Origin of the sequence: Pseudomonas sp. NPDC087814 (genome assembly GCF_044742865.1) — a bacterium.
In the GTDB taxonomy this organism is placed as follows: domain Bacteria; phylum Pseudomonadota; class Gammaproteobacteria; order Pseudomonadales; family Pseudomonadaceae; genus Aquipseudomonas.
Genome location: NZ_JBIUVK010000040.1, coordinates 1 through 12,487 on the forward strand (window position 1 = coordinate 1; position 12,487 = coordinate 12,487).

Consider the following 12,487-nt stretch of genomic DNA (forward strand, 5'->3'; position numbering starts at 1 on the left):
CGGGCTTGCTCGCGAAGAACCTGAGAGCGCCGCGTTCATTCAGGATGCCCGCGTCATCGTTAACGACCTTCGCGAGCAAGCCCGCTCCCACATTTGACCGTGCCCGCTTTAGCTGTTGATTTACAACACTCAAGCCGGCCGGGAGGCCGCTGTGCTCTTGCTTTTGATCTTGATCTTAGGGCCCCGTTAACCACGCTGGCCGGAGTACGGGCACACCGAGCATTAGCGAGGTGCCGAGTGGTGGGGCAAGAGCGTTTTGCTTACTTTTGCGCTGTTAAGAAGTGAGCCGATGTAAGAGCGGAACCATAAGCAGCCGTTACCGCAGCAACGGATATGCACCCCAACCGCCCAAATCCCTCCCAAGATGGCAAGTTGAACTCCACTCAGGTTTACTACTCCCTGAGTAACCGTTCCACCGGCCCCAAACGCCGGTCATCAAGGCCACCGAATGGACAAATACACCCCCCACACCTGGGAGCCCCACGAGCGCCCGAGCCTGCCGGGCTCGCCGTCGACGCCGCTGCATTCCACCCGCAAGCGCTGGGCCTACGCCCTCGTCGGCGTACTCGTGGCAATCACCGGTGGCCTCGGCAACTCGCTGGTGATCGCCAACCTTGTGTACCTCCAGGGCGCCCTGGGCGCGACGACGGCCGAGATGGCCTGGCTCCCCGCCGCCTACGTCATGACCAACGTCTCCATGAACCTGCTGCTGGTGAAATTCCGCCAGCAATTCGGCCTGCGTGCGTTCACCGAAGTGTTCCTGGTGCTCTACGCCTTGGTCACCTTCGGCCACCTGTTCGTCAACGACCTCAGCTCGGCCATCGCCGTACGCGCGGCCCACGGCATGGTCGGCGCCGCCCTCAGTTCCCTGGGCCTGTACTACATGATCCAGGCCTTTCCCGCAAAGTGGCGGATGAAGGCCCTGGTACTCGGCCTGGGCACCGCGCAATTGGCGTTGCCCCTGGCCCGACTGTTCTCCGAAGACCTGCTGCAAATCGCCGAATGGCGCGGCCTGTACCTGTTCGAGCTGGGTATGGCCCTGACCTGCCTGGGCTGTGTGTTCCTGCTCAAGCTGCCACCGGGCGACCGCTTCAAGACCTTCGAAAAACTCGACTTCCTGACCTTCGCCATCCTCGCCACCGGCGTTGCCTTGCTCTGCGCGGTGCTGTCCCTGGGCCGTATCGACTGGTGGCTGGAAGCGCCGTGGATCGGTATCGCCTCGGCCTGCTCGCTGGTGCTGATCATGGCCGGCCTGGCCATCGAACATAACCGCTCCAACCCGTTGCTGATGACCCGTTGGCTGGGCAGCGGGGCGATGATTCGCCTGGCGCTGGCGGTGGTGCTGATTCGCATGGTGCTTTCGGAGCAGTCCACCGGTGCCGTGGGCTTCATGCAGATGCTGAACATGAGCAACGAGCAGATGCGCACGCTGTATTGGGTGATGCTGGCGGGGGCGATTGCCGGCCTGGCCGTGAGCGCGCTGACCATCAACCCCGCGCATTTGCTGATGCCGCTGATCATCTCCCTGGCCTTCATGGCCGTGGGCTCGGTGATGGACAGTTTCTCCAGCAACCTCACGCGTCCGCAAAACATGTACATCAGCCAGTTCCTGCTAGGCTTTGGCGGCACGTTCTTCCTCGGGCCGACCATGGTCCTGGGCACGAAGAACGTACTGACCAACCCCAGGAACCTGGTGAGTTTCTCGGTGCTGTTCGGGATTTGCCAGAACCTCGGCGGCCTCATCGGTGCGGCATTGCTCGGTACGTTCCAGATCGTGCGGGAGAAATTCCATTCCAGCATGATCGTCGAACACCTGACCTTGCTCGACCCGCGTGTGGCGGCGCGTGTGGCCAGTGGCAGCTCGGCCTATGGCGGGGTGATCGCCGACCCCGAGCTGCGCAACCTCATGGGCATTCGCAGCCTGGCCACGGCCGCCACCCGCGAGGCGAATGTGATGGCCTACAACGATGTGTTCATGCTGATCGCGATCATCGCCATACTCACCATGATCTGGATCTTTATCCGCAGCCTCTGGCTGATGAGTACCACTAAAGCTGCCGCCAGTGCAGCGCCTCCCGTTCAACCCAGCGGCGCACTTTCTTCATGACCGAACCGACGACGACCACCACCAACGCCATCGCTTCCACGCCGGAAGGCACCGCGCCGCCGAGCATGCCGGCCACCGAACCGCGCTCCTTGCGGGTGCGCATCATCTCTTCCATGGGCTTTGCCGCGATTGCGATTATCGGCGTGCTGATCGTGCTCTACGCCTGGCAGTTGCCGCCCTTCAGCAGCGCCGTGGAAACCACCGAAAACGCCCTGGTGCGCGGCCAGGTGACGATCATCGGGCCGCAGCTCAGCGGCTACGTCTATGAAGTGCCGGTGACGGACTTCCAGTACGTCAAGGCCGGGGATTTGCTGGTGCGCCTCGATGACCGTATCTACAAGCAGCGCCTTGATCAGGCCCAGGCGCAACTGGCGGTGCAGCAGGCGTCCCTGGCCAATGTGGTGCAGCAACGCAACAGCGCCGAGGCGACCATCAAGCTGCGTCAGGCGGCCTTGATGGACAGCCAGGCCCAGGCCCGCAAAAGCACCGCGGATTTGCGCCGCAATGAGGAGTTGATCAGCGATGGGTCGGTGTCCAAACGCGAGCTGGACGTGACCCGCGCCGCCAATGCGCAAACCATCGCGGCCGTGGCCCAGGCCCAGGCCAACCTGGAAATCGCCCGGCAGGATTTGCAGACAGTGATCGTCAATCGCGGTTCGCTGGAGGCGGCGGTGGCCAGTGCCGATGCGGCAGTGGAGCTGGCGCGTATCGACCTGTCGAACACCCGGATCATCGCCCCGCGTGACGGGCAACTGGGCCAGATTGGCGTGCGCCTCGGGGCCTACGTCAACAGCGGCGCGCAGTTGATGGCGCTGGTGCCGAACCAGCTGTGGGTGATCGCCAACATGAAAGAAACCCAGATGGACAACGTGCAGGTTGGCCAGCCGGTGACCTTTACCGTGGATGCCCTGGACCACCGCAAGTTTCACGGCACGGTGCAGCGCATTTCCCCGGCGACCGGGTCGGAGTTCAGCCTGTTGCAGGCGGACAATGCTACCGGCAACTTCGTCAAGATCGCCCAGCGGGTGCCGGTGCGGATTACCGTGGATCCGGGGCAGGAGCAGAGTGAACGGCTGCGACCGGGGTTATCGGTGGTGGTGAGTATCGACACGGCGGGGCGCCTGAAAAACACCCCTCCCTAAGACACAATGGAGATCAAAAATGTGGGAGCGGGCTTGCTCGCGAATGCGGAGTGTCAGTCGCAGATGTGTTGACTGATCCACCGCATTCGCGAGCAAGCCCGCTCCCACATGGGTTTTGTGTTGTTAGAGGGTTTTGTATTGCAGGCTGAAACTGAGTTCTGCCAACTGGCCTTGTTCCAACAGCTTCAACCCCGGCCTGCCCGGCAGGTGATGGGCATTCACTGGATGGCTCACCGGCTCGAAGCAGAAAAAATCCAGCCCCGGCGGGCAATACAGCAGGTAATAGTCGCTGCCGGTGGCCTGGCATTCCAGGGTGTAACCCAGGTCTGGCTGCTGGATGACGCAGCGCCCGTCCCACTGGCAAAAACCGTTGTCCACCAGTGTCTCGGGCAACGATTCTGGGTGTTGAAAATCCCACTCGGCGGGTACGGCAGCCAGCCCTGTCGGCAATTTCGCCGCATCACTCATCCATACCTGCGAAGCCTTTGCCTGCAATTGCGTGCCCGGCCTGCGGGGCAGATACGGATGCAATCCCAGCCCATGCCACGTCGCCGTTTCCGCCAGGTGCGTGACGCGCAAGGTGATGCTCAACTTGCCGCCCTTCAACTGAACCCGCTGCTCGGCGCGATACGCAAAGGGTGTGCTGCTGTCCAGTTGCAACACCACTTCGTCTGACGTCTGGCTGACCACCTGCCACACCTGTTGCCAGGCACTGCCATGAATTGGCAGCGGGTCCAGCGGGCTGTTGGGCTCAAGTCCCAACCACCCTGATGGGTTATCAAAGCCACCTTCGGCAACCCGGTTCGACCAGGGCGCCAGCGGGAAGCACGCAAGCTTCCCCGGCAGGCCGCTGGCCAGCGCCTGTCGATCGGTGTGGCGTAGCAACGGCTGGCCGCTGCTGCGTACTGTCCAGTTGACGATACTCCCGCCCAACGCTGGCGCCAGCGTCAGGTGGGTCAGGTTGTCTTCGAGTTCAAGCATCATGAGTGTCAGCAGACCTATTGAATGATGAATGCTTGTGTGGCGAGGGAGCTTGCTCCCGATGGGCTGCGGAGCGGCCCCAAAAAAGCGGGAGCGCTTCGCACTCCAGCGGGAGCAAGCTCCCTCGCCACAGAAAGCTCCCTTGCCACAGCAGCTCCCTCTCCACAATAGCTCCCTCGCTACACGCAGTGTGGGGCTTATAACACCAACCCCGGCAACCACAACGACAACGCCGGAATGTAGGTCACGGCCATCAGCACCAAAAACAGCACGCCATAAAACGGCAGCAACGCCTTCACGGTCTTCTCGATGCTGACTTTGCCCACCGCCGCCCCCACAAACAACACCGCACCCACCGGCGGGGTGATCAGGCCGATCCCCAGGTTCACCAGCATGATCATGCCGAAGTGCACCGGGTCGACGCCAATCCCCAGGATCACCGGCAGCAAAATCGGCGTGAGGATCAAAATCAGCGGCGCCATGTCCATCACCGTACCCAGCAACAGCAGCATGGCGTTGATGCACATCAGGATCACGTAGCGGTTGTCCGACAGGGTCAGGAACATCGTGGTTATCTTCGCCGGGATCTGCATCAGGGTCATGATGTAGCCGAAGCTGGCGGCGAACGCGATCAGGATCATCACGATGGAGATCGTGCGCACCGTGCGGTGCATCAGCTTGGGCAGCTCGCTCCATTTGTAGTCGCGGTAGATGAACATGGTCACGAAGAACGCCCACAACACCGCAATCGCCGCCGACTCGGTGGCGGTGAAGATGCCCGACAGAATCCCGCCAAGAATGATCACCATGGCCATCAGGCCCCACAATGCGTCGGCGCAGATTTTCAGTGCCTGTTTCAGGGGGATCACTTCGCCTTTGGGGTAGTTGCGCTTTTTCGCGAAGATCAGGCACAGCACCATCAGGCAGGCGCTCATCAGCAGGCCCGGGACCACGCCGGCCATGAACAGCGAGGCGATGGACACGGTGCCGCCCGCCGCCAGGGAGTAGAGCACCGAGTTGTGGCTGGGAGGCGTCAGCAAGGCTTGTACCGAGCCGCTCACGGTGACGGCGGTGGCGAATTCACGGGGATAGCCCTGGCGTTCCATTTCCGGAATCAGCACCGAACCGACAGACGCCGTATCGGCCACCGACGAGCCGGAGATCGCGCCAAAAAACGTCGAGGCCATGATGTTCACCAGGGACAGGCCGCCGCGCACAAAGCCCACCAGCACCCCGGCAAACGCCACCAGCCGGCGCGACATGCCGCCCTCGGCCATGATCGCCCCGGCCAGCACGAAGAACGGAATCGCCATCAGCGAAAACTTGTTCACCCCGCCGGCCACCTGAATCATCAGGGCCTGGAACGGAATGTCGATCCACCACGCGCCGATCAGCGCAGAAAGCCCCAGGGCGTAGGCCACCGGCATGCCAATCAGGATCAGGGCGATAAAGCTGCCCAACAGAATCAATGCGTCCATTCAGGCAGCCCCTTCACTTTCTTCAACTAGGTCGAAGCGCACGACCCGACGGTTACTCTGGTCACCCAGCAGGAGTTTTTCCAGCACAAAAACCAGGGTCAGCAAGCCACCGATCGGGATCGGCATATAGGTGATGCCCACCCGCAAGGTCGGCATGGCGCTCATGAACTGGTTCCAGGTCGACAGGCACAATTTGCTGCCCCAGATCGTCATGAACAGGCAGATGGTTGCCATCAGCAATTGTGAGACGATGCCGACGATTCGGCGTTGGCCGGGCGGCAGGCGGTCGGTGACCATGGCCACCGACATGTGCGCCCCGGCGCGGTAGCTGGCGGCGGCGCCGACAAAGGTGAACACCAGCATCAGCAGGATAGCGGTGGGCTCCGGCCAGCTGGAGCCGGTGCCGAGCACGTAGCGGGCGAAGATGCCCCAGGGAATGATCAGCGCGACGCCAAGAACGGCGAGGCCGGCGATCCAGATGCAGCTCATGTAAATGCGGTCGTTGATGCGCAGCAGTAAATTCTTCATGGCGTTCACCGTAACCGGGCGCGTCGATGCCGACCGCGCCGGGCCTTATCTATGAGGGGAAGGAGGGTTACTCGACGGCTTCGATGCGCTTGATCAGTTCGGCGTAGGGCGCGCCGTACTTGTCGCGGATCGAAGCGGTGGCCTCATAGAACGGTTTCTTGTCGATGTCGATGAACTCCACACCGGCGGCCTTGAGCTTGGCTTCACTGCTGGCAGACTTGGCGTCCCACAGCTCGCGCTCCTGGATCTGCGCGGCTTTGGCGGTGTTCTTCACCAGCACCTGTTGCTCGGGGGTGAGCTTGTTCCAGGTGATTTTCGACATCACGATGGGCTCGGGCAGAATCAGGTGGCCGGTCAGGCTGTAGAACTTGGCGTTCTGGTAGTGGTTGTGTTCCAGCAGGGTGGGCGGGTTGTTTTCCGCGCCGTCAATCACGCCGGTCTGCAGGGCGCTGAAGATCTCGCCGGTGTCCATGGCAATGCCGTTGCCGCCCATGGCGTTGATGGTTTCGATGAAGATCGGGTTGCCCTGCACGCGGATCTTCATGCCCTTGAGGTCTTCGATCTTGCGCACCGGTTTCTTGGTGTAGAGGTTGCGCGTGCCGCCGTCCATCCAGGCCAGCGCCACCAGGTTGAATTCGGAGTCGGTGATCTTGGCGAGGATTTCATCGCCGATCTCGCCGTCGATGACCTTGCGCATATGCACCTGGTCGCGGAATACGAACGGCATGTTGAACACGTTCACGTCCGGCACCACCGGGCCGACGATGCCGAGGCTGACCCGGGCCATCTGGATCGCGCCGACCTGGGCCTGTTCCACCACTTCCTTTTCCGAGCCCAGCACGCCGCCGGGGAACATCTTGAAGGTCAGGCCGCCGTTGCTTTCGGCCACCAGGGTTTTACCCAGCTGTTCTTCGGCGACGACGGTGGGGTAGCCGGCGGGGTGGATGTCGGCGAATTTGATTTCCAGCGCGTGGGCGGCACCGGCGAAGACGAAGGTGAAGGGGAGTGCGGCGAGGAGCAAAGTGCGTTTGAAGTCCATGGGGTGTCTCTCCAGTCTTGTTATTGTTTTATTCAAGGCACAGCGATGCAGCTAGAGGATGAAGGTGGGCTCCGGCAATCCGGTGACCCCGGGGTTGAGGGCAAACACGCCGCCGGCCAGCGACTGGGCACTGTGGTCGTCGCGGATCGAGGTGACGAACAGGGTGTCCAGGCGGCTGCCACCGAAGGCGCACATGGTGGGTTTTTTCACCGGCACGGCCAGTGAGCGGTCGAGACGGCCGTCGGGGGTAAAGCGGTGGACCAGCCCGGCATCGTTGGCGCAGATCCAGTAGCAACCTTCGGCATCCACGGCGGCTCCGTCGGGGCGGCCGAGGAACTGGTGCATATCCACAAACAGCCGCCGATTGGACGGCGTGCCGCTGTCGATGTCGTAGTCGAAGGCCCAGACCTGCTGGACCAACGGGTGCGAATCCGAGAGGTACATCGTGCGCCCGTCCGGGCTGAAGGCCAGGCCGTTGGGGGTGATGAAACCGTTGAGTGCGGTGTGAACCGCCCGGCCTGTTTCGTAGCGGTACAGTGCACCGTCGGCCGCATTCTCGGCCATGTTCAGCACCATGCTGCCGGCCCAGAACCGGCCCTGGCGATCACAGCGGCCATCGTTCAGGCGCATGTCCGGGCGGGCGTGCTCGACGCTGGCCAGGGGCGCAGTGTCGAGCCTGCCATCGTTGTGGGGCGTCAGCCGGAAAAACCCGGTTTGCATGCCCGCGACCCAATCGCCCGCTGAGGTGCGGGCGATGCAGGCAAGCATCTGCGGAGCTTTCCAGGCCTGCGCCTGGCCGCTGGTGGCGTTCCAGCGTTGCAGTTCGCCTGTGGGAATATCCACCCAGTACAGGGCGTTTTCCCCGGGTACCCACACCGGGCATTCACCCACGGCGTTGCGGGAGTCGACAATCAGTTCTGCTTGCATGGCCACTCATTCCCTTGGGTTGGTCTGTGGTCAGTCACCGAACGGGCCGGCGGCGCAAAACGCGCCCCCCTGGTACACCCGCGCCGGGTCGTCGGCAGCGGGCATCGGCTGGGCTTCAACCTGTTTGCGGAATACTTCGGAAGAATCCCGCGGGGTGAAGCCCAGGTGCGCGGCGAAGCGGTTGTCCCACCACACATCGAGGTTATCCGACATTCCGTAGACCACGGTATGCCCGACATTCGGTGTGTACAGCGAGCGTTCGAGCAGTTGGGTGAGGTCGTCGAAGCTCAGCCAGGTGTGCATCATCCGGCGGTTCTGGGGTTCCGGGAACGAGGAGCCGATGCGGATGCTGACGGTCTCGATGCCATAGCGATCGAAGTAGAAACTGGCCATGTCCTCGCCGTAGGATTTGGACAGCCCGTAGTAACTGTCGGGGCGGCGCGGGGAGTGGGCGTCGAGGGCTTCGTCCTGCTTGTAGAAGCCGATCACGTGGTTGGAGCTGGCGAAGATGACGCGCTTGACCCCATGGCGGCGCGCCGCTTCATAGATGTGGAAGATCCCGCAGATGTTCGCGCCCAGCACTTCCTCGAACGAGCGTTCCACCGATACGCCGCCGAAATGCAGGATCGCATCGACGCCTTCCACCAGTTGGTGCACGGCTTGTTTGTCGGAAAGATCGCAAGGCAATACTTCTTCGCTGTCGTCAGCGGCCGGGGCCATGTCGGCGATATCCGACAGGCGCAGTACCTTGGCGTAAGGACGCAGGCGTTCGCGCAAGACTTTGCCCAGGCCACCGGCGGCACCGGTGAGCAGCAAGCGGTTGAACGGGGTAGGCGCGGTTGTGGTGGTCATGGTGATCCCGTTATTGTTGTAGGTTGTCGTATGACTGATCCGAAGTATCCTTAGGGTTTCCTACACTTGTCAACGCACTATTGGTCGAAGTTGATAGAGGCTCATCGCTGTCCTGTGGCGAGGGAGCTTGCTCCCGCTGGGCTGCGCAGCGGCCCCAAAATCTTGGGAGCGCTTCGCACTCCAGCGGGAGCAAGCTCCCTCGCCACAGCAAGCTCCCCCCACAGCAAGCTCCCTCCCCACAAAAGCCTTTCCGGTTGTTTGTAAACCGCTATAACAACGACAGCGGGTAACTGATGAATATCCGGTTTTCATCAAACTCGTTGGTACTGAAATCCCGGCGCATCGTTGCGTTGCGCCAGCGCACATTCAGGTCCCGCAGTGGACCGCTTTGTACCGTGTAGGCCAGCTCCGACTCACGGCCCCACTCCTTGCCATTGGTGATCGCCCCGGTGTGCACGTTATCGCCACTGATGTAGCGGTTCATCATGGTCAACCCGGGAATGCCCAGTACCACGAAGTTGAAGTCGTGCCGCACCTGCCAGGATTTTTCCTTGGCGTTGTCGTAGCTGGCGTTGTAGCTGTCGTTGGCCAGGGTGCCGCCGCTGGTGCCGTTGACCCGCATCCAGGCGCTGTCGCCGCTGAGTTTCTGCAGGCCGATATAGAAGCTGTTGCCTTTGTATTTGGCCGAGAGCAGGGCGAACGCGGTTTTGTTGTCGAGGTCGCCGGCCAGGGCCTTGCCGTCTTCCTTGCCGGTGAAGAACCCGAGGTTGGCGCCCAGGGTCCAGTCGCCCACGGGCTGGCTGTGGGTGAGGTTGAAATACTGTTGCTGGTAGATGTCACTGAGTTCGGCGTACCACACGCCAACCTGGGTGCGCTTGTCGTTGAAGGTGTATTCGCCGCCGCCGAAGTTGAAGCGGTCCGAGGTGAATGCGGCTTTGCCGTTGAGGAACATGTCATCCATGCTCGCGTCGTTGCGCGGGCTGTTGCCGCGGAACTGGCCGCCATACAAAGTCAGGCCGGCGATTTCCCTGGACGTTACCTGGCCGCCGCGGAACGTTTGCGGCAGTGAGCGGCCGTCATCCGAGCGCAGGATCGGCAGTACCGGCATCCATTCGCCGACTTTCAATTCGGTGTTCGACAGCTTGGTTTTCAGCGCCACGCCCAGGCGCCCGAAGTTATCGGCAGGGCGGCCATCGCTGCGGGTCGGCAGCAGTTGGGTGCCGGCGGTACCTTTGCCGCCGTCGAGTTTCTGCGAGTACAGGCCCAGCACGTCCAGGCCGAAACCGACGGTGCCTTGGGTGAAGCCGGACCTGGCGTCGAGAATGAAGTTTTGCGTCCACTCCTCGGCCTTGCCCTGGGGGTAGGCGGGGTTGGTGAAGTTGCGGTTGAAGTAGGCGTTGCGCAGGTTGAGCGTGGCGGTGGCGTCATCGATGAAGCCTTCTGCCGAGGCGGTGGCGGGGAGGGTAAAGGCCAGGCTGCTCAAACCGATGGCGGCAAAACGGGTGGTGCCGGAGAAATGGCGGACGTGTTGGCTCACAGTGACGCTCCCTTGTCTTTTTGTTGTTTTTATTTTTTGTTATACGTTGTCGTACAACATTGAGGACGATATTTGCGAGGTTTCAGGGGGTTGTCAATCGAAAGTTATACGATGACTCCCTGCGTGAAGGGAGTCAGTGGGGAAGGAGTTATCCCGCTGCAACCATGGGCGGCAAGGTGCCAAGCAGCGAAACGGCGGCTACCGCTGAAACACCTAGTAACCATTCAATCATCACGCTGGCCTTCAAGGCAGGCAGCCGCTGCTCACAGTTGTGAATCCGCAGGCGGTTCAGCAGCGCCAGGGCGAGCATGCCGAACACCAGCAGCACCTTGATCAACAGGATCAGGGCGAACCCTGTGAACAAGGGCGTCGGCCAGAACTGCCCGGTGAGCACCCGCACGTTGATCAATCCGGTCACCAGCAGCCCTGTCACCAGGCCATAACCGATGCCACTGAAGCGCTTGAGGATCGGTTCCAACGGATAGCGGGGCGATTGCCTGAGGATCAACACCAGCAGGAGCAGGCCGCCCAGCCAGGCACCGACACACACCAGGTGCACCACCTGATTGAGGATCAGCAACTGTCCGGCCATGCCATTGAGCATGGCGCCATGGCCCACCGGTGCCAGTGTCGCCAGCAGCAATGCACAGAGCGGCAGGCGCAACGCCTTCCACGGCGTCATCAGGCCCAGCACCAGCAGCACGTTTAGTAGCAAGTGCCAGGTCCAGACCTGGCCGAAGAAGGTTTTGCCCAGCACCAACTGCACGGTCGACCATTCCAGCGCGCCCAGCCCGACACCGGCCATGCTCGCGCTGATCAACAGCAGCCACGCCACCCCCGACACCAATGCCAGCCACGCCAACCCTTGGGTGATGCGCGACAGTTGGCGGTCCAGCACCGGTTGCGGTCCCGCGCCCAGCAGCCAGGGCCTGAATACACAGGCCCCGAACATCAACAACACCACGATGAAATGCAGGAAGCGGCACAGCACCAGCAGGGAGGCCATGAATTATTGGCCGACCTTGAAGCTGTATTCACCGTTGCTCTTGTGGGTATCCACCGAGACCGCGTTCCACACCACTTTGTAGGTGCCGGCGGCCAAGGGTGCGGCCGGTGTCACCACCAATACTTTCTTGTCGGCGTCCGGGGTTTCCAGGCCCTTGATCGCGACTTCGGTGCCGTCCTTGCTCAGGGATACCTTGGTGAAGGTCGCTTCAACGCCTTCGCTGAACGTCAGGCGCAGGTCCTTGGGCGCGGCGACGCTGCTGTCGGCGGCAGGCTCCGAGCTTTTCAGGTGGGCGTGGGCAAACGCGGCCGAGGCGCCCAGCAGGGAAGCGAGCAGGGCAACGGTGGTGAGGGTCTTCTTGATCAACATTGTTCAATACCTTCAGGTGAGAGTCAGTCGTTCGGTAGTGCCATGTGCAACAAGGGGAAGGGCTTGCCTTCGCCATCGACGGGCGAGCGGCCGGTCTGGATAAAACCATAGTGCAGGTAGAAACCCACGGCCTGTGGATTCTGCTCGTTCACGTCGACCCGCAGGGTGTCGTGGCGGGCGCGTACGAAGTCCAGCAACTGGCGACCGATGCCCTGGCCGCGTCGGTTCGGGTCGATAAACAGCATCTCGACATTATTGCCGCCGGTGCCGACGAAGCCGCCAATGCCTTGGGTATCTTCGTACACCCACACTTCAAGTGCGGGCATCGGCAGGTAGCAGTCGCGTACCAGGGGCAGCAGGCGCTGGATGTCGTCTTCGCTGAGAAAGTCATGGGTGGCGCGCACCGAGCGTTCCCACAGTGCACCCAGCACCGGGTCGTCGCACGCGCTTCGCTGTCGAATAGTCATGGGGGATGATCCTTCGAGGGGATGGCGATGCTAACCAATCCGCTATCGGCGGGG

The 12,487-nt window shown here is 61.9% G+C and carries 12 protein-coding genes; 2 read left to right on the top strand and 10 right to left on the bottom strand.

Going from position 1 to position 12,487, the window contains the following annotated elements:
- The first annotated feature begins 448 nt into the window (after nucleotides 1–448).
- The gene (locus ACIOMR_RS23270; RefSeq protein WP_401196593.1) at nucleotides 449–2,107 is read left to right on the top strand and encodes an MFS transporter; all 1,659 of its coding nucleotides are present in this window, start codon (nucleotides 449–451) and stop codon (nucleotides 2,105–2,107) included.
- Complete coding sequence (locus tag ACIOMR_RS23275; RefSeq protein ID WP_003207807.1) at nucleotides 2,104–3,249, top strand: HlyD family secretion protein; 1,146 nt, start codon at nucleotides 2,104–2,106, stop codon at nucleotides 3,247–3,249. The genes ACIOMR_RS23270 and ACIOMR_RS23275 overlap by 4 nt, the downstream gene beginning before the upstream one ends.
- A 123-nt stretch (nucleotides 3,250–3,372) precedes the next feature.
- Here the strand turns inward: ACIOMR_RS23275 and ACIOMR_RS23280 are convergent, their stop codons facing one another.
- The 10 genes from ACIOMR_RS23280 to ACIOMR_RS23325 form a co-directional block, all read right to left on the bottom strand.
- Nucleotides 3,373–4,233 carry an aldose 1-epimerase gene (locus ACIOMR_RS23280; RefSeq protein WP_401196596.1) on the bottom strand — a complete coding sequence of 287 codons (861 nt, stop codon included), beginning with the start codon at nucleotides 4,231–4,233 and terminating at the stop codon, nucleotides 3,373–3,375.
- Between the two features lie 194 nt (nucleotides 4,234–4,427).
- Nucleotides 4,428–5,708: a TRAP transporter large permease gene (locus tag ACIOMR_RS23285; protein ID WP_003207810.1), complete on the bottom strand. Its 1,281-nt coding sequence runs from the start codon at nucleotides 5,706–5,708 to the stop codon at nucleotides 4,428–4,430.
- A complete protein-coding gene (locus tag ACIOMR_RS23290) occupies nucleotides 5,709–6,236 on the bottom strand; it encodes a TRAP transporter small permease (protein WP_003207813.1) in 528 nt (175 codons plus the stop codon).
- 67 nt (nucleotides 6,237–6,303) lie between these two features.
- On the bottom strand, nucleotides 6,304–7,275 hold the full coding sequence (locus ACIOMR_RS23295; RefSeq protein ID WP_102369548.1) for a TRAP transporter substrate-binding protein: 972 nt from the start codon (nucleotides 7,273–7,275) through the stop codon (nucleotides 6,304–6,306).
- A 51-nt stretch (nucleotides 7,276–7,326) separates the two neighbouring features.
- Nucleotides 7,327–8,202 (bottom strand): SMP-30/gluconolactonase/LRE family protein, encoded by an 876-nt coding sequence (locus ACIOMR_RS23300; RefSeq protein ID WP_401196601.1) that lies wholly within the window; start codon nucleotides 8,200–8,202, stop codon nucleotides 7,327–7,329.
- Nucleotides 8,203–8,232: 30 nt separating this feature from the next.
- Nucleotides 8,233–9,054: an NAD(P)-dependent oxidoreductase gene (locus tag ACIOMR_RS23305; protein ID WP_003207819.1), complete on the bottom strand. Its 822-nt coding sequence runs from the start codon at nucleotides 9,052–9,054 to the stop codon at nucleotides 8,233–8,235.
- Nucleotides 9,055–9,322: 268 nt separating this feature from the next.
- On the bottom strand, nucleotides 9,323–10,591 hold the full coding sequence (locus tag ACIOMR_RS23310) for an OprD family porin (RefSeq protein ID WP_401196604.1): 1,269 nt from the start codon (nucleotides 10,589–10,591) through the stop codon (nucleotides 9,323–9,325).
- 148 nt (nucleotides 10,592–10,739) lie between these two features.
- A complete protein-coding gene (gene copD / locus ACIOMR_RS23315) occupies nucleotides 10,740–11,597 on the bottom strand; it encodes a copper homeostasis membrane protein CopD (RefSeq protein ID WP_177009560.1) in 858 nt (285 codons plus the stop codon).
- A gap of 3 nt (nucleotides 11,598–11,600) precedes the next feature.
- Complete coding sequence (gene copC / locus ACIOMR_RS23320) at nucleotides 11,601–11,966, bottom strand: copper homeostasis periplasmic binding protein CopC (protein ID WP_003207825.1); 366 nt, start codon at nucleotides 11,964–11,966, stop codon at nucleotides 11,601–11,603.
- Nucleotides 11,967–11,989: 23 nt separating this feature from the next.
- Nucleotides 11,990–12,433, bottom strand: coding sequence for a GNAT family N-acetyltransferase (locus ACIOMR_RS23325; protein WP_003207827.1), 444 nt, complete (start codon nucleotides 12,431–12,433; stop codon nucleotides 11,990–11,992).
- Between the last annotated feature and the right edge of the window lie 54 nt (nucleotides 12,434–12,487).